17 protein-coding genes are annotated in these 17198 nt (G+C 68.9%); 11 read left to right on the top strand and 6 right to left on the bottom strand.

Annotation, left to right across the window (positions count from 1 at the left end):
* The first annotated feature begins 70 nt into the window (after positions 1-70).
* Complete coding sequence (locus tag ACRDPS_RS21405; protein WP_431503686.1) at positions 71-958, top strand: LysR substrate-binding domain-containing protein; 888 nt, start codon at positions 71-73, stop codon at positions 956-958.
* On the opposite strand, the gene ACRDPS_RS21400 is transcribed toward ACRDPS_RS21405, so the two are convergent.
* Positions 955-1785 carry an IclR family transcriptional regulator domain-containing protein gene (locus ACRDPS_RS21400; protein WP_431503685.1) on the bottom strand — a complete coding sequence of 277 codons (831 nt, stop codon included), beginning with the start codon at positions 1783-1785 and terminating at the stop codon, positions 955-957. The two genes, ACRDPS_RS21405 and ACRDPS_RS21400, sit on opposite strands and share 4 nt — an antisense overlap.
* A gap of 140 nt (positions 1786-1925) precedes the next feature.
* Between ACRDPS_RS21400 and ACRDPS_RS21395 the strand changes: the two genes are divergently transcribed.
* The 4 genes from ACRDPS_RS21395 to ACRDPS_RS21380 all read left to right on the top strand — a co-directional run bounded on the left by ACRDPS_RS21395 (position 1926) and on the right by ACRDPS_RS21380 (position 5727).
* Positions 1926-2492, top strand: coding sequence for a flavin reductase family protein (locus ACRDPS_RS21395; RefSeq protein WP_431503684.1), 567 nt, complete (start codon positions 1926-1928; stop codon positions 2490-2492).
* Positions 2493-2574: 82 nt separating this feature from the next.
* Positions 2575-4167, top strand: coding sequence for a 4-hydroxyphenylacetate 3-hydroxylase family protein (locus ACRDPS_RS21390; RefSeq protein WP_431503683.1), 1593 nt, complete (start codon positions 2575-2577; stop codon positions 4165-4167).
* Positions 4168-4177: 10 nt separating this feature from the next.
* Complete coding sequence (gene catA, locus ACRDPS_RS21385) at positions 4178-5035, top strand: catechol 1,2-dioxygenase (protein ID WP_431503682.1); 858 nt, start codon at positions 4178-4180, stop codon at positions 5033-5035.
* An 86-nt stretch (positions 5036-5121) separates the two neighbouring features.
* The gene (locus tag ACRDPS_RS21380) at positions 5122-5727 is read left to right on the top strand and encodes an adenylyltransferase/cytidyltransferase family protein (protein ID WP_431503681.1); all 606 of its coding nucleotides are present in this window, start codon (positions 5122-5124) and stop codon (positions 5725-5727) included.
* Between the two features lie 23 nt (positions 5728-5750).
* Here ACRDPS_RS21380 and ACRDPS_RS21375 read toward each other — a convergent pair whose 3' ends face one another.
* The gene (locus ACRDPS_RS21375) at positions 5751-7211 is read right to left on the bottom strand and encodes a pyridoxal phosphate-dependent decarboxylase family protein (protein ID WP_431503680.1); all 1461 of its coding nucleotides are present in this window, start codon (positions 7209-7211) and stop codon (positions 5751-5753) included.
* Positions 7208-8539, bottom strand: coding sequence for an MFS transporter (locus ACRDPS_RS21370; protein WP_431503679.1), 1332 nt, complete (start codon positions 8537-8539; stop codon positions 7208-7210). The genes ACRDPS_RS21375 and ACRDPS_RS21370 overlap by 4 nt, the downstream gene beginning before the upstream one ends.
* 233 nt (positions 8540-8772) lie before the next feature.
* Between ACRDPS_RS21370 and ACRDPS_RS21365 the strand changes: the two genes are divergently transcribed.
* The 6 genes from ACRDPS_RS21365 to ACRDPS_RS21340 all read left to right on the top strand — a co-directional run bounded on the left by ACRDPS_RS21365 (position 8773) and on the right by ACRDPS_RS21340 (position 15627).
* Positions 8773-8976, top strand: coding sequence for a cold-shock protein (locus ACRDPS_RS21365; protein WP_431503678.1), 204 nt, complete (start codon positions 8773-8775; stop codon positions 8974-8976).
* A 161-nt stretch (positions 8977-9137) separates the two neighbouring features.
* Positions 9138-11105 carry an aconitate hydratase gene (locus ACRDPS_RS21360; RefSeq protein ID WP_431503677.1) on the top strand — a complete coding sequence of 656 codons (1968 nt, stop codon included), beginning with the start codon at positions 9138-9140 and terminating at the stop codon, positions 11103-11105.
* A 72-nt stretch (positions 11106-11177) separates the two neighbouring features.
* Positions 11178-12125 carry an ATP-binding protein gene (locus ACRDPS_RS21355; RefSeq protein WP_431503676.1) on the top strand — a complete coding sequence of 316 codons (948 nt, stop codon included), beginning with the start codon at positions 11178-11180 and terminating at the stop codon, positions 12123-12125.
* 167 nt (positions 12126-12292) lie between these two features.
* The gene (locus ACRDPS_RS21350; protein WP_431503675.1) at positions 12293-13393 is read left to right on the top strand and encodes a flavin-containing monooxygenase; all 1101 of its coding nucleotides are present in this window, start codon (positions 12293-12295) and stop codon (positions 13391-13393) included.
* A 162-nt stretch (positions 13394-13555) separates the two neighbouring features.
* Positions 13556-15184: a LuxR C-terminal-related transcriptional regulator gene (locus ACRDPS_RS21345; RefSeq protein WP_431503674.1), complete on the top strand. Its 1629-nt coding sequence runs from the start codon at positions 13556-13558 to the stop codon at positions 15182-15184.
* A gap of 149 nt (positions 15185-15333) precedes the next feature.
* Entirely contained in the window at positions 15334-15627 is a 294-nt protein-coding gene (locus ACRDPS_RS21340; protein ID WP_431503673.1) for a hypothetical protein, read from the top strand.
* Between the two features lie 86 nt (positions 15628-15713).
* Here the strand turns inward: ACRDPS_RS21340 and ACRDPS_RS21335 are convergent, their stop codons facing one another.
* Genes ACRDPS_RS21335 through ACRDPS_RS21325 form a run of 3 tightly spaced genes read right to left on the bottom strand, consistent with a single transcriptional unit; the run spans position 15714 to position 17026 of the window.
* Positions 15714-16217: a type II toxin-antitoxin system VapC family toxin gene (locus tag ACRDPS_RS21335; RefSeq protein WP_431503672.1), complete on the bottom strand. Its 504-nt coding sequence runs from the start codon at positions 16215-16217 to the stop codon at positions 15714-15716.
* Positions 16198-16398, bottom strand: a complete 201-nt coding sequence (locus ACRDPS_RS21330) for a hypothetical protein (RefSeq protein WP_431503671.1) — start codon at positions 16396-16398, stop codon at positions 16198-16200. Before ACRDPS_RS21330 ends, ACRDPS_RS21335 begins: the two co-directional genes overlap by 20 nt.
* 28 nt (positions 16399-16426) lie before the next feature.
* On the bottom strand, positions 16427-17026 hold the full coding sequence (locus ACRDPS_RS21325) for a shikimate kinase (protein WP_431503670.1): 600 nt from the start codon (positions 17024-17026) through the stop codon (positions 16427-16429).
* Positions 17027-17198 lie beyond the last annotated feature (172 nt).

Here is a 17198-nt window from a genome sequence, read left to right as displayed (position 1 = left end):
GTATCCAATTATTTGCTACTGAGACCTGATGCGTCCTAAATGCTGGTAGTCGGTGGGGGAGTATGAGTGAATGGAACTGCGCCATCTCCGATACTTCGTCGCCGTCGCCGAGCAGCGCCATTTCGGCCGGGCGGCGGAGCGGCTGCACATGGCCCAGCCGCCCCTGTCCCAGCAGATCCGGCAGCTCGAGGCGGAGCTGGGCGTCACGCTGCTGACCCGCACCACCCGCCGGGTCGACCTCACTCCGGCGGGGGTCGCCTACCTGGACGACGCCCGGCAGATCCTCGCGGCCGTGGACGAGGCGGGGGAGAACGCTGTCCGGATCGCGGCCGGGCGGACCGGTCGCCTGACGGTGGGGTGCGTCGGGTCGGCGACGTACTCCTTGCTCCCTGCCCTCGCCAAGGCGCTGCGCAGCGAGCTACCGGATGTGGAGTTCGGCTTCCGGGGCGAGATGCTGTCGCCGGACCAGGCCAGCGCCTTGCATGACGAGTCGCTCGACCTCGGCCTGCTGCGGCGCCTCCCGGACACCTCCGGACTCTCGGTCCAGGACGTACGCCGCGAGCGGCTGCTGGTCGCGCTGCCGCAGGATCACAGGTATGCCGACCGCAAGAGACTGCGGGTCGCCGACCTCGCCGGAGAAGGCATGATCATCCACGCGGGCAGCGGCCGCTCGGTGATGAACTCCCTGATCCACGAGCTCTTCGCGGAGGCGGATCTCGAGGTCAACGTGGTCCACGAGGTCGCGGAGACGTCGACACTGGTCACCTTCATCGCCGCCGGGCTCGGGATCGCGGTGGTTCCCGAGCCCACCTCCGTGCTGCACGTTCCGGGCATGGTCTACGTCCCGCTCGCCGGCACCCCTGGCGTCGACCTCGTCGCCGCGACCCGTGAGGGTGACGCCAACCCGGTGCTCGCGCGAGCGCTGGCGCGGCTGATGGAGCTGGTCGCGACGCCCTAGCGCGGCGGGGAGAACATCCCTGGCCGCGGTCCGCCGGGCAGGACCCTCGGCTGGGTGGTGGTCACCCGGAGATCGGCGCTGATCGCCTCGGCCCCCTCCAGGAGCACGGGCAGGATGTCGCGTACGACGTCCTCAGGGGTGTGCCGACCACGGGAGGTCGAGCAGGCGAGGGCTCCGACCACGCTGCCGCGGCTGTCGCGCACCGGCACCGCAATGGCCAGGAAACCCTCCTCGAGCTCCCCGTCGACGAGGGCGAAGCCCTGCCCGCGAACGTCGTGCAGGATGTCGCGGAAGGCGATCGGGTCGGTGACCGTGCGTGCGGTGAGGGCCGGCAGACCTGCTTCGTCGATGATCCGGTCCACGATCTCAGCGGGCCGGAACGCCACCAGGACGCGGCCCATCGCGGTGGCGTGCGTGGGGAGCCGGGTGCCGACGTCCACGGTGTTGCTCAGCACCCGGCGCGCGTTCACCCGCGCCACGTAGACGACGTTGATGTCGTCGAGCTGGGCGAACGACGCGGACTCACCGGTCAGCTCTACGACGCGGAGCAGATGCCGCTGAGTGATCTCGACGATGCCGTGCGTGGCGGCGTAGTGCTGGCCGATGGTGAGCACCCGCGGAGTGAGCGCCCAGCGGCCGGCGCCGCCCTCCACATAGCCGAGCTTCTGGAGGGTCAGCAGGATCCGCCGGACCGCGGGACGAGACAGCCGCGTCTTCTCCGCGAGCTCGGCCAACGAAGCCGTCGGAAGGTCCTCGTCGAAGGCGAGCAGCACGGCGAAGCCGCGCTCGATGCTCTGGATGATGTCCCGCTCGGGGGCGTTGTCCATTGTGTCGTTCCTCCCGCTCAGTCGATATGACATGCGTACCAATAGGGGTGGTTCCACCCGTTGACTTCTTCTGTGACGGCCGACACAGTCGGTTGTACGCCAGTCGTGCAGATCGTACGCACAGCGTACAGGAGGTAGTCATGGATCCGCGAGAGCTCCGCAACGCCTTCGGTGGTTTCGCCACTGGGGTCACCGTGGTGACCTGCGACAGCGACGAGGGCCAGGCGCACGGCGCCACGGTCAACGCGTTCACCGCGGTGTCGCTGGATCCGCCGCTCGCCCAGGTGACCCTCGGGCGCGCCTCCAAGGCATGCCAGTTCCTCGACGGTCAGTCCTTCGCGATCAACGTGCTGGCCGCGGACCAGGTCGACGTCGCCTGGCACTTCGCCGGCCGCCCCGCCGAGGAGGCGCCGACGTGGGTGGACGGGCCGACCGCCCCCATCCTGGCCGGAGCCGCCACGACGATCTCGTGCCGGCCGTGGCGTACCTATGACGGCGGCGACCACCTCATCGTCATCGGCGAGGTCGAGACCGTCGAGCTCACCGACAAGCAGCCGCTGCTCTTCTTCGGGGGCGAGTTCCGCTACCTCAGCCCGCAGCACGACCGGGCCCCCGGCATCCACTGGGGCGGATCGATCGACTGCCCGACCTCCGGGTGGTTCGACAGCGCGAGCTTCAGCCCGCTCGCCGAGGCCGCTCACTCCTAGAGATCACCGCCCCGCCTCCACTCCGTCTTCAACCTTCAACCCGACCCGACACCGCGTCCCAACCATCTGAGGAGAGAACGACATGACGCAGATCGACGACAGCACCGAGACCGCAACGGCAGCCGAGGCCGCACCCGAGGCGGCCACGGCCACGGCGCCGATGACCGGCAACGAGTACATGGACAGCCTCAAGGACGATCGGGAGATCTGGATCTACGGCGAGCGGGTCAAGGACGTCACCGAGCACCCGGCGTTCCGGAACCCGATCCGGATGACGGCCCGCCTCTACGACTCGCTCCACGACGAGCAGCTGAAGAAGGACGTCTGGGTGCCGACCGACACCGGCAACGGCGGCTGGACGCACCCGTTCTTCAAGACCCCGAAGACCCCCGAGGACCTGAAGGCCGACCGTAAGGCGATCGAGAACTGGGCCCGGCAGACCTGGGGCTGGATGGGTCGTTCCCCCGACTACAAGGGCAGCTTCCTCGGCACCCTCGGCGGCTACCCCGAGTTCTACGCGCCGTACGAGGAGAACGCCAAGCGCTGGTACAAGGAGAGCCAGGAGAAGGTCCTCTACTGGAACCACGCGATCATCAACCCGCCGGTCGACCGTCAGCTGCCGCCGGACGAGGTCGGCGACGTCTTCATGAAGGTGGAGAAGGAGACCGACGCCGGCGTCATCGTCTCCGGCGCCAAGGTCGTCGCGACCGGCTCGGCCATCACGAACTACAACTTCATCGCGCACTACGGGCTCCCGATCAAGAAGAAGGAGTACGCCCTGGTGTGCACGGTCCCGATGGACGCACCCGGCGTGAAGCTGATCTGCCGGCCGTCGTACGGCATGCAGGCCGACACCCTCGGCAGCCCCTTCGACTACCCGCTCTCGAGCCGGATGGACGAGAACGACACCATCTTCGTCTTCGACAAGGTGCTGGTGCCGTGGGAGAACATCTTCGTCTACGGCGACACCGAGAAGATCAACGGCTTCGCCATGCAGACCGGCTTCTTCCACCGGTTCACCTTCCACGGCTGCATCCGGCTGGCCACGAAGCTGGAGTTCATCGCCGGGCTCCTGCTCAAGGCGCTCGAGGCGACCGGCACCAAGGACTTCCGTGGCGTCCAGACCCGCGTCGGTGAGGTCATCGGCTACCGCAACACCTTCCGGGCGCTGGCCGACGCGATGGCGGCCAACCCCGACCAGGGCCCCGGCGGCATGCTGCTGCCCAAGCTCGACTACGGGATGGTCTACCGCCAGCTGATGATCCAGATGTACCCCCGGGTCAAGGAGATCATCCAGCAGGACGTCGCCTCCGGCCTGATCTACCTCAACTCCAACGCGATCGACTTCAAGACCCCGGAGGTCCGGCCCTACCTCGACAAGTACGTCCGTGGCTCCAACGGCTACGACGCCGTCGACCGCACCAAGCTGATGAAGGCTCTCTGGGACGCGGTGGGCACCGAGTTCGGCGGCCGCCACGAGCTCTACGAGCGCAACTACTCGGGCAACCACGAGAACGTCAAGGCCGAGATCCTCTTCGCCTCCGAGGCACAGGGCGAGGTGGAGAAGATGACCGGCTTCGCCGAGGACTTCCTCGGCGAGTACGACCTGGACGGCTGGACCGCCCCGGACCTGATCAACCCCACCGACGTCTCGCTCATCCTCAACAGGAAGTGAGGTCAACACCATGACCACCACGCAGGATTCGCCGACAGCGGCCGGCTCGGGAGCCAACGCCAGCAAGAACTTCAAGGCCGTCAGCGCCACCGCCGACGTGGCCGACACCCCGCCGGAGCGGGTCGCGGCGATCGTCACCGACGTCCTCGCGGCCGTTCACGGCGCTATCGCCAAGCACGACGTCACCTATCCCGAGTTCCAGGCCGCCAAGGCGTGGCTGATGGCGGTCGGTGAGGGTGGCGAGTGGCCGCTGTTCATGGACGTGTTCGTCGAGCATGCCGTGGAGGAGCAGGTCGCGAAGTCCCAGACCGGCACCAAGGGCTCGATCCTCGGGCCCTACTACATGGGCGACCAGGCCAAGCTGTCCTCCACCTGCTCGCTGCCGCGCCGCGAAGACGAGAAGGGCACCCCGCTCGTTCTCGAGGGGCAGGTACGCGACACCGCCGGCAAGCCGCTCGGCGGCGCCGAGGTGGACATCTGGCACGCCGACTCCGACGGCTACTACTCGGGGTTCGCCCCGCACGTGCCGGACGGCAACCTGCGCGGCGTCGTCGTGACGGACGAGGAGGGCCGGTTCGCGATCGACACCATCCAGCCCGCGCCGTACCAGATCCCGACCGACGGCCCGACCGGTCAGCTGATCGAGGCGGCCGGCTGGCACCCGTGGCGCCCGGCGCACCTGCACATCCTGGTGCGCGCCGAGGGCCATCGACCGATCACCACCCAGCTCTACTTCGCCGGCGGCGACTACCTCGACTCCGACGTCGCCGAGGCGACGAAGCCGGAGCTGGTGCTCGACCCGCAGGACGACGGCACCGGCACCCGCCGGAGCAGCTACGACTTCGAGCTCGAGCCGTCGAAGGGCTGATCGACCTCCGGTCGTGGGAGCGCCCCGCGCGCCCCACGACCGGATTCCACCCGGCAGACCGGTTCGGCCATCGAGAGGAACGCCAGATGACCAGTCCCCAGCACCAGCGCGTGTGGCGCGACTGGCCCGCTCTCGCAGACCTCGAGGCGTCCGTGGCCACGGTGGGCGTGTTCGACGGCTTCCACCGCGGGCACGTCTCGCTGGTCGAGGCCGCCCTCACGGAAGGACACCGGCTCGGCCTCCCCACCGTGCTCGTCACCTTCGAGCCGCACCCGTTGGCGGTGCTCGCCCCCGAACGCGCACCGCTCCAGCTCCTCTCCGTCGAGGACCGCATCGAGCAGGCGCTCGCTCTCGGCGTCGACGGCGTCATCGTGCTGCCCTTCACCCGCGAGCTCGCCGCCCAGCCTGCGGCCGACTTCGTCGAGCAGGGCCTGGTCGGCCGCCTCGGGCTGCGTTCGCTGGTGGTCGGCGACAACTTCCGTTGCGGCTGCGGGGGAGAGGGCGACGTCGCCTTCCTCACCGAGGCCGGTCGCCGGCTGGGTTTCGAGGTGAGCGGTGTCGACCTGGTCCGCCTCGGCGAGCGCACCTGCTCCTCCACCGAGGTACGCCGCGCACTGGCCGCCGGCGACGTCGAGGGCGCACTCGAGGTGCTGGGTCGCGCCGATCACCGAATCGCCGCGATGGCCGGCTGAACGCGTCCGGTCGCGTCCTGGGCCTATCCCCGGCGAGGTCGGGTCAGCCTGTCGAGGAAGGCGATCAACAGCGCCTCACGCATCGACGGTGCGGCCAGGTCGAGCATCGCGTTGACCTCGGCCATCCGCTGCGGCAGGGCGAGGTCGCCCTGCGTGTCGGCCGGGCCGGTGAGCCCGGCCGCGAGCAGCAGCCCGTCGAAGTCCTCCTCCGAGAGCGTGAGCGGGTCCAGGTCCCCGATGAACGCAGCGACGGCCGGGTCCACGGTGACCGGGCCGGCCGCCACCGCGGCGACGACCGATTCGGTCAGAGCGGCGAGGAGGTCCGGTACGTGGGGGAGCGTCGCGGCGCTCACCGACAGGTGGATGGTGGCGGGTGCGCCGGCATAGGACATCTGGGGCTGGACGTACCAGCCGCGGGCGGCCATCTCGTCGCAGATCGTGAACGGGTCACAGGTGCCGTCGGCGGTGAGGGCTAGGAGCGTGGAGTCGGGAGTGCTGACCACGGCGAGCTCGGGAATGTCGGCGAGGCCCGTGGCGATGGCGTCCACCGCCTCGAAGACATCGCGGGCGAGCCGTTCGTAGCCGTCGTCGCCCAGCGACCGCATCACCGCCCAGGCGCCCGCCAGCGGGCCACCCGACTTGGTCGACTGCATCGTCGAGTTGAGCATCGTGTAGCCCGGCCAGGCGGCCGACGCGAAGAACTGGGGCCGTCGCAGCTCAGGAGTGCGGTGCAGCAGCACCGAGGTGCCCTTGGGCGCGTAGGCGTACTTGTGCAGATCGACGGAGATCGAGGTGACACCCTCGACGGCGAACGTCCAGGCCGGTACGTCGCGCCCCAGCCGTGCGGCGTACGGCAGCACCCAGCCGCCGATGCACGCGTCGACATGGCAACGGATGCCGCGCTCGGCCGCGGCCGCCGCGATCGCGGCGACGGGGTCGACGACCCCGTGCGCGTAGGACGGCGCCGATGCCACGACGAGCACGGTGCGCTCGTCCATCGCGGCGCCCATCGCGACCGGATCCGCGCGGAGGTCGGGCCCGACCGGCACCAGCACCGGCTCGACCCCGAAGTAGTGCGCGGCCTTGTGGAACGCGGCGTGCGCGGTCGTCGGGAGCACCATCCGAGGCCGCCCGATCCCGGACTGTTCGATCCCGGACTGTTCGATCGCGCGATGGGCGTCGCGCGCAGCCTGCACCGCGAGCAGCACCGACTCGGTGCCACCGGAGGTGACCGTGCCGACCGTGGTCTCCGGCGCGTCGAGGAGATCGGCGGCCATACCGACCACCTCGGTCTCCATCTTGAGCAGGCTCGGGAACGCGGTCGGGTCCAGCCCGTTGGAGCCGGCGTACGCCGCCACGGCCTCGCGTCCGATCCGGTCGATGTCGGGCAGCCCGGAGTCATAGACATAGGCGAGGGTGCGCCCGCCGTGCACGGGCAGGTCCGCGGCCTGCATCGAACGGAGCAGGGCGAGAGCGTCGGTCATCGGGCCACCTTCCCATCGACGTCTTCGGCGGTAAGCGAGTAGCTCCGCAGCCACAGCAGGCTGAGGAGAGCCAGGCAGGCCGGCAGCACCGAGAAACCGAGGGTGATCGCGGTCAGTGCCGAGTCGGGCTGGGCGACGTCGCCGCCGGTCGAGGACCGATAGCCACCGATCGCGAGCACCGCGGCGTAGACGCCGGGTCCGAGCGCGAGCCCGAGGGTCTCACCCGCCGTCCAGACGCCGGTGTAGACGCCGATCCGGCTCGAGCCGGTGCGCCGGGCGTCGACGGCGGCAGCGTCGGGGAGCATCGCCATCGGGAACACCTGGCACCCGGCGTAACCGACCCCGACCAGCACCACCGCGGCATAGACGACGGCGACCGGTGCCGTCTGGGCGGTCGAGGCGAGCAGCGCGCCGACGACGAGGAGGCCCGAGGCGGCGACGTACCCGCGCTTCTTGCCGACCCGGGCGCCGAGCGCCGCCCAGGCGGGCGTGAGCAGCAGCGCGGGGCCGACGAAGCAGACGAACAGTACGGTCGCCGCGCCGCCGCTGCCGAGCACGTCGCCGGCCAGGTAGTCGACCCCGGCCAGCATCGCGCCGAACGCGACGGCCTGGATCACGAACGTGATGAGCAGCCGGCGGAAGTCGGGCGCCGCCGCGACGATCCGGAGCTGGTCGCGCAGACTGCCGGCACCCGGCTCGACGGTGTGGATCGGCGCCCGGCGGGTGCCGGCGTACGAGCTGAGCACCCCCACGAGGATGAGCACCGCCATCACCACGCCCATGAGCCGATAGCCGTCGCGGCCGCCGACGGAGTCGCGGATCATCGGCGCGGTCGCACCGGCGAGCAGGATGGTGAGCGCCAGGATCGCGACCCGCCAGGTCATCAGGCGGGTGCGCTCGTCATACGACTCGGTCAGCTCGGCGGGCATCGCGACGTAGGGCACCTGGAAGAACGCGTACGCCGTCGCGCAGGCCAGGAACACGACCAGCACCCAGAGCGCCTCGAGCCCGGTCGCCATGGACGGCGCGGCGAACAGCAGCGCGAACGTCACCGCCAGCGCGATCCCGGCCCGGCGCAGCCAGGGCCGCCGCGGGCCCCGCGCATCCACCGTCCGGTCGCTGATCCGGCCGGCGATCGGGTTCAGCACGACGTCCCACGCCTTCGGTGCGAAGACGATGAACCCCGCAGCCAGGGCGGCGATGCCGAGGCTGTCGGTCAGGTAGGGGAGGAGCATCAGGCCCGGGATGGTGCCGAACGTGCCGGTCGCAACGGAGCCCGAGCCGTAGCCGAGGCGTACGCCGAACGGCAGGTTCGGGCTCGCTGGCATGGCGCAATATTGCCCCGGTCGGGGCGTCTGCGTTCGGGAACCTCTGAAAACTCCGGACGATGGCGTACTGTTGGTCATGTTGAAGGGACGGCTCCGCAAGCCGTCCTTGCCACGACACGATGTCGCGGCTTGTATCTCTTACTCCTGGTTTTCGGTTCGCTGGACATCAGCACGGGCGGGTGTCTTCAGCGGCAGGGGGCACAGTGTCCCCAGCACCGAACAAAGGAAAAATCATGGCTCAGGGAACCGTCAAGTGGTTCAACGCTGACAAGGGCTTCGGCTTCATCGCGCAGGACGGCGGCGGCGAGGACGTGTTCGTCCACTTCTCCGCGATCCAGTCCAGCGGTTACAAGTCGCTCGACGAGAACCAGAAGGTCGAGTTCGACGTCACCGCCGGCCCCAAGGGCCCGCAGGCCGAGAACGTCCGCGTCTCCTGAATTAACCACTGAAGGGCCCCGACCGCATGCGGTCGGGGCCCTTCGTGCGTCCGGGCGCGTATGTCGCCTCCTTCCCGGCGCCGTGACCCCATCGTCTGATGAGGCCTCGGTGTGGGTACCGATCGGTCAAGGCCAGCCGATCGAGGAGCTCCGATTCAGTGATGACCATGACCGCACGCAACGTGGCGCAGAAGCTGATCGGCGCGCATCTCGTCTCCGGCGAGATGCGGCCGGGCAGCGAGATCGGGCTGCGGATCGACCAGACCCTCACCCAGGACGCCACCGGCACGATGGTGATGCTGGAGCTCGAGGCCCTCGGGCTGGACCGTGCCCGGACCGAGGTCTCGGTCCAGTACGTCGACCACAACCTGCTGCAGGCCGACAGCAACAACGCCGAGGACCATGCTTTCCTGCGCTCGGCGTGCCGGCGCTACGGGATCTGGTTCTCCAAGCCCGGCAACGGGGTCTCCCACCCGACCCATATGCAGCGGTTCGGCGCTCCGGGACGGTCGATGGTCGGATCCGACAGCCATACCCCGGCCGCGGGATCGCTCGGCATGCTGGCGATGGGGGTGGGCGGCCTCGAGGTCGCCCGGGCCATCGCCGGAGAGCCGGTCCACCTGACCATGCCGGAGATCTGGGGCGTCCACCTGGTCGGGGAGCTGCCGGAGTGGACCAGCGCCAAGGACGTCATCCTGGAGATGCTGCGCCGGCACGGCGTCAAGGGCGGGGTCAACCGCATCGTGGAGTATCACGGTCCGGGAGTGGACACGCTCTCCGCGATGGACCGGCACGTGATCGCCAACATGGGCGCCGAGCTCGGTGCCACCACGACGGTGTTCCCCGCCGATGCGCGCGTACGCGACTTCCTCGTGAGCGAGCGCCGCGGCGATGACTTCGAGGAGATCACGGCTGACGCCGCGGCGACGTACGACCTCGAGGAGGAGATCGACCTCTCCGCGATCGAGCCACTGATCGCCAAACCCAGCTCACCGGGCAACGTCGTGCCCGTACGAGAGGTCGCCGGCATGCCGGTCGAGCAGGTGGTGATCGGGTCGTCGGCGAATCCCGGGCTGCGTGACTTCGCCAGCGTGGCCGCCATCGTGAAGGGGCGCCAATGTGATCACCGGGTCTCCTTCGATGTGAACCCGACCTCGCGGCAGAGCCTGGAGGAGCTCATGGCGATGGGCGCCGCGTTCGACCTCGTCGCTGCCGGGGCACGGCTGCATCAGTCGGGGTGTCTGGGCTGCATCGGCATGGGCCAGGCGCCGACCTCGACCGGCAACAGCCTCCGGACCATGCCACGCAACTTCCCCGGCCGATCGGGGACCGCTGACGACTCGGTGTTCCTCTGCTCTCCGGAGACCGCGGCGGCCGCGGCGCTGACGGGGGAGATCACCGACCCCAGAGACCTGCCCCGGTTGCTCGACATCGGATGGCCGTCGCTCGACCTTCCGGAGAGGTCGAGCGTGAACACGTCGATGCTGGAGCCTCCGCTGCCGCTGGACGAGGCGGCGCGCACGGAGCTGGTCAAGGGACCCAACATCTCCTCGCTGCCTGACTTCGACCCATTGCCCGATCGGCTCGAGGTGCCGGTCGGGCTGGTCGTCGGTGACGACATCTCCACCGACGAGATCCTGCCTGCCGGTGCCCGGGTGCTGCCGTTTCGCAGCAACATCCCCAAGCTCGCGGAGTTCACCTTCGGGCAGGTGGACGAGGGGTATGTCGAACGCGTCCAGCAGTGGCGCGAGGAGGGTGGACACGCCGTCGTCGGGGGAGCGAACTACGGGCAGGGGTCCTCTCGCGAGCACGCCGCCATCACACCCCGCTTCCTGGGTCTCCGACTCGTCCTGGCCGACTCCTACGCCCGCATCCACTGGCAGAACCTGGCGAACTTCGGCGTGCTGGCCCTGGAGTTCGCCGGCTCCACGGACCACGACGAGGTGCGAGTGGGCGACCGTCTGGTCATCGAGGGCCTTCGTGACGCGCTCGCCGATGGTCGCGAGATCACGGTGCGGAACACCACGCGGAACCGGGACTATCCGGTGACGCATCGGCTCTCGGAGCGACAGATCGCGATGGTTCTGGCGGGCGGCATGATCCCGTGGCTGCGGAAGAAAGCCTCGTGAGCCACGGCTGACAACCGCACTCTGAAAGTTCAGTCCGGTGACGGCTGAGGCGAACGCGGGCACACTGGCTCCATGATGTCCGTGCCCTACGGGGGCCGTCCTGAGCTGCGGGTGCGCCTCGCGGCCGAGGCCGCCAGCGTTCCCGGCGCGCGCAGATTCGTCTCCGACGGGCTCGCGGAGTGGGGCCGTGCACATCTCATCGACGACGCCGCACTGTGCATCACCGAGATGGCGGCCAACTCCGCCCTGCACAGCGGCAGCCCCTACATGCACGTCCGTCTGCGTGACCTCGAGCCGGCCGTACGGCTCAGCGTCGAGGACGACGGCGCGCTGGTCCCGCTCCGTGCCGTGGCCCCTCCACCCGTCGAGAGCCAGGGCACCACCGGACGCGGGTTGGTGATCGTCTCGGTGCTCGCGGAATCTTGGGGGATCGAGGAGCGTGCCGACGGCCGTCGCATCTGGGCCGACCTCGCTGGCGACGGTGTCGAGCATGACGTACGACCGCCCATGGTGGAGTACGGCGAGCAGGCGATGGCCGAGCCTGCCGCCCTCCCAGCGGACTGGGTCACCGTGCGGCTGCCCGGCTGTCCGGTGCAGCTCGGGCTCCAGATCGACCAGCGCCTCGATGACCTGGTTCGCGAGCTCCAGCTCATCGACTCGGAAGAGGGCGCGACGCCGCCACGCGAGCTGGGCCAGCTCATCGAGCGGCTGGTGACCCGACCGGCCTTCGCGCGTCATCTGGGTCGTCGCACCGCCCTGGACGCGGCCGCGGCGGGGCTGGAGCAGGTCGACATCGAGATGACCCTTCCCCGCGAGATGGCCCCCGTGGTTCGTGAGCTGCTGGCCGCGGACAACCTGGCCGATACGCTCAGCGAGACCCACCACCTGCTCACCCTGCGCTCCACGCCGGAGATGGTGTCGCTGCGCACCTGGTTCACCGACAGCATCGTCGGCCAGGCCGAGGACGACGCCGACCCGGTGCCGTACGACGAATGGCTGCGGGCGAGACGTACCGACTGACGCTCACCGAGTCGTCGGGTGGCGGCGGAGGCGTCCAAGCCCGTCAACCCCGTCAACCCCGTCGTGTGCCTCCGCGCCGATGGGTGAATCCACCCATCGCCGCCGGTGAGGAAGTTGGGTCTGTTGTCCGATGCGGGGTGCGGTACGTCGTACCTAGCGTCGACGGCATGAACACACAACACATCGAGATCCTGATCATCGGGGCCGGGCAGGCCGGTCTGGCGACCGGCTACCAGCTCCAGCGGCTCGGACGCGAGTTCCTGATCGTCGACAGCATGGCCCGCATCGGCGACAACTGGCGCTGCCACTACGACACCCTGACGCTGTTCACGCCAGCGCGGGCGAACAGCCTGGACGGCGTACCGTTCCCTGGCGACCAGTGGCACTTCCCGACCAAGGACGAGTTCGCCGAGTACCTCGAGCTGTACGCCGTTGCGAACGACCTGCCGGTACGGATGCAGACCCGCGTCGAGCGACTCGCCGGCCGCGAGGACGGCGGATTCACCGCCACGCTCGGGGACGACGAGGTGACCTGCGACCACGTCGTCGTCGCAACCGGCACCTTCGGCCGTGCGGCGCAGGTCCCGGAGCTCGCCGGCGAGATCGACGCGGGCATCCGGCAGCTCCACTCCAGCGAGTACCAGCGCCCCGACGAGCTTCCCGACGGCCCCGTGCTGGTCGTCGGTGCATCGCACAGCGGTCTGGATATCGCCTACGAGATCGCGGCGACACGTCCCACCACGCTGGTCGGGCCGGAACGTGGCAACGTCCCGCTCGAGTGGGGAACCCGTCGCCTGGAGAAGGCCTTCCCCGTCATCGAGTTCGTCTTCAGCCATGTACTGACGCGACGCACCCCGATGGGGCGCAAGGTCATGGCGAAGATCCGGCACCACGGGGCTCCCCAGCTACGGGTCAAGCGCCACCACCTCGCCGACCGCGACGTGGAGTGGATCACCGAGCACGTCACCGATGTGGTCGACGGTCGGCCGTGCCTTGCGGACGGACGGAGCTTCGACGTGGCGAGCATCGTCTGGGCCACCGGCTTCCGGCAGAGCTACGACTGGATCGACCTGCCGCTTCCGGTCGAGGACGGCTGGCCGGTCGAGTACCGCGGCATCGTCGACGCGATCCCAGGCCTCTACTTCTGCGGCCTGGCGTTCCAGTACTGCTTCGCCTCGGGGGAAGTCAACGGGGTCAGCCGCGACGCGGCGTACCTCGCGCGCCGCATCGCCGCCCGGACTCCGGCCCCGGCACCTGCTGTGGCATGAGATCGACGAGCGAAACGCTGCTCGCGTCGCTCCCGATCACCGCGGAGATGGCTGCTCGGGCAGCCAGACCCGTGCGCTCGGGCGCCGCCCGTCGCGATGACGAAGGCTGATCGCTCGGTCCACGGCAACGACTACGCTCATGGCGTTAGGGGATGATGCGCCATGAGCGTCCTGGACGATCTGCATCGGGCTCGCGAGGCCTATGAGCGTCGCGACTGGGTGCAGGCCTATCGGATGCTGTCGGACCAGGACGAGTCCGATCTGTCCGGGGACGACTTCACCGCGCTTGCCACGACGGCGTTCCTGCTCGGTCGTCGCAATGACACCGTTCAGGCATTGCAGCGGGCCTACCGCGAGTATCTCGAACAGGGGGATGTTCCCGCTGCCGTCCGAGCGGCCTATCGGCTGGTCGCCACCCTGTGGCAGGACGGCGAGGTCGCCATCGGCAGCGGCTGGCTGGCCCGAGCCGAACGGCAGCTCGACGAACACCGCGAGGATGTGGTGGAGCGCGGATATCTACTCGAGCGGGCGACGATGCGACACATCATGCGGGGCGAGCTCGGCGAGGCGGTTGCCACCGCACCGAAGGTCACCGAGTACGGCCGGCGGTTCGCAGACGCAGAGTTGACGGCCTTGGGAGTGCACACGGAGGGGCGCCTGATGATCTTCTCGGGCCGTGTCGCTGACGGAATGCGCCTTCTGGACGAAGCTATGGTCGCAGTTCTGGCCGGTGAAGTCTCGGCGATCTTCTCGGGCGTGATCTATTGCTCGTCGATCGAGGCTTGCCAAGAGATCTCGGACCTGGGGCGGGCCGCCGAGTGGACCCACGCGTTGACCACATGGTGCGACACCCAGCCCGGTCTGGTCGCCTTCACGGGCCAGTGCGCTGTGCACCGTGGCCAGCTGATGAGGCTCCATGGTGCGTACCAAGATGCTCTGGTCGAGCTGGAGCGTGCTGCAGAGCGGTATGCCGCAGATGGTGGTCACCCGGCTGTGGGCCAAGCACACTACGAGCGGGCGGAGGTCCTGCGACTGCTCGGTGATCACGCCGGCGCCCAGGCTGCCTACGATCGCGCCGAAACGTACGGCCACCCCGGACAGCCTGGCCGAGCGCTGCTCTGGCTCGGCCGACAGCGCGTTGTCACAGCGGTGCCCATTGTCCGGCGGTTGCTGGCCGAGCGGCAGGACCCGGTTCATCGCTCACAGGTGCTGCCCGCGGCGGTTGAAGTGCTGGTCGCCTCGGGCGATCTCGATGACGCAGCGGCGCTGGCCGACCAGCTCCGCGAGTTCGGCACCGCGTTCGACTGCAGTGCACTGAGGGCAACCGGGGACCACGCAACGGCGCTGATCGCACTCGCGCGCGGCGAGCTCGAGACCGCCCTGACGGCTGCTCGCCGGGGCGCGGACGAATGGGCCGAGCTCGAGGCGCCGTACGAGGTCGCGCGGTGTCGGGTGCTGGCGGGCAGGACGCTACGGCTGCTCGGCGATGATGAGTCAGCTGCCGGCGAGCTGACCGTGGCCCGCCGCGCTTTCGCTGAACTCCGGGCAGGGCCGGCGGTGCGTGAGGTTGCCGAACTGCTGGGGGACACCTCGGTACCGGCGGGGCTCAGCCCCCGTGAGCTGGAGGTGCTGCGGCTCGTTGCTGCGGGGCGGAGCAATCCGGCGATCGCCACCGAGCTGGTGCTCTCGGAGAAGACGGTGGCTCGGCACCTGTCCAACATCTTCGCGAAGCTCGACGTGGGGTCACGCACCGCAGCGGCCGCGTTCGCCTACGAACACGACCTTGTCTGACCCTTCCAGACCATCAGGACGAACCCCGGGGCGGATTTACGCACGCAGCACTTCCAAAATGACGATGGCCCCGGGGTCCCCGGGGCCATCGTTGATCGAATCAGAAGTCTTCGATCGAGCTACGACTCAGATGTCGTAGTAGAGATGTAGTGCACCGCCCGAACATTCTGGGGATCGAGAACCCGCCTGGGAAAGTCTCGGAGGTTCTTGGTGACAATCGTTCCGGCTCGGATGTGGAGTGCGGCGGCGAGGACATGGCGATCGTCGGGGTCGGGGAGGTCAAGCTCCTCGATGAGGTGCTCGTATCCGGTGGTGGAGGCGTCGGGGATGGCGACGCCCATGAGGCGCCGCGTCCGGTCGAGCACGGATGGGTCGAGGTCGGGCCGGTTGGCGCGGAGGTTGCGGAGGTCTCGTCGAGGAGGCTTCGGTCCAGCGGGGTGTGACGAGGTCGGCGGGGCCGATGCGGATGAGCACGTCGCGCAGGGTGCTGGGGTAGAGGACGTTGACGTCGTAGATGACGACCGGCGAGTCATGCCAGCCCGAGGTCGTTTGTTTCCGCCGAGAGCGCGTCCGCGGCGGCACGGCGCCCGCCTACGCCACGGAGCACCTCGATGTCGATGATGTCCGCGGCGGCGTTCTTCAATTTCACGTCGCTGGTCAGCAGCGGTAGGTCCAGTTCCTGGGCGAGGCCGACGAAGAGGGCGTCGTACATCCGGAGCATCTTGGTTGCAGCGAGTCGGGCAGCGCGCTCGAGTCGGTCCGCATCGGTCTCGTGCACGGTGACGCCGAGGTCGTCGATGACGCGGACCGCAGCCGCGAACTCGTCCTCGGTCAGCAGCTTCGGCAGGAGTCCCTTCTTCCGGAGGACGCCAGCAACCTCGACGCGGGCGAAGTCGATGGTCGCGACGGTAGTGGTTTCTGTGACGAGGTCGGCCTGGAGTTCGCGGGCGTGCTCGAAGCCTTCTTGGTCGACGAACCAGCGTACGAAGACCCCGGTGTCAACCACGCATGAGTCAGCCACGACCACCGTCACGCAGCGCATCGATCTCGTCGTCGACGCCGGTGACGCCAGCCATCCGGCGTTGCACGGTCTCGAGGGTGGCGACGGCACGAGCACGGCGCTCGTCGCGGCGGATCAATTGCAGCACAGGTGCGAGCTGTTCCTCCGGCAGTCGGTCCACCAGTTGGTGGATCTCATCCCTCATTGCGGTCATGGGGTCAGTGTAGACGCGTGGCGGTGCGTTATGAGGCTGCAGCAACCACGGCGCGGGCGGTCTGGGCGAGGAGGTCATCGTCCGTATAGACGGTGTGCGTATCGAGATCGGACACAACAGGGTCATCTAGCCACTCGGCGAGCAGATCATGTCCGTCGTGGATCCGGTCGCTGCCAGTCGCGGCGACGGATCGGGTACGCAGGACGCGCAGGGCCTGGTCGCGGTCGGAAGATGGAGATGGGCGCACGACGTGCACAGGCGGGGCCAACGCGTCGCGGAGGCGCTCGTGGTAGGCCGGATTCGTGTAGGACGTGTGGCCTGCCCCGAATGCGATGACAGCACCGGGATGGTCCTTGACCACACGCTCGACGGCGTGGATTCGTGCCGGTTCCCGCTCCCGCTCGGCTGAGACCCTCCCCACCGCACCGATCCGCTCGGTCAGTCGGTCGAGACTCCAACCGGTCTCGGCGTAGTCGGGCGCGGCGACCGCATCCAGGTCCACGAAGGGCACGCCGATCTCTGCCGCGACGAGCTGTCCCAGTGTCGACTTGCCCGAGCAGGCAGGTCCGGCCAACACGATCAGCGGGCGCAAAGGCTCCGACGTCGGCGACGGCGTCTGGACGTACATCATCCATTCCTTCCAACGAGCCAACCCATGTGCGCAGAACGCGAAGCGGCGGTTGACGGACAGCCTATTGCTGCCGGTCAACCGCCGCTTCTCAGACGTGGGAGCCGAGTTCGATCTCTACTCCCGCGTCTGGTTTAGATGTCGTAGTAGAGCTCGAACTCGTGCGGGTGCG

It is taken from the genome of Nocardioides sp., assembly GCF_050699375.1.
Classification (GTDB): domain Bacteria; phylum Actinomycetota; class Actinomycetes; order Propionibacteriales; family Nocardioidaceae; genus Nocardioides.
This window is presented reverse-complemented; position numbering and strand designations above follow the sequence as displayed.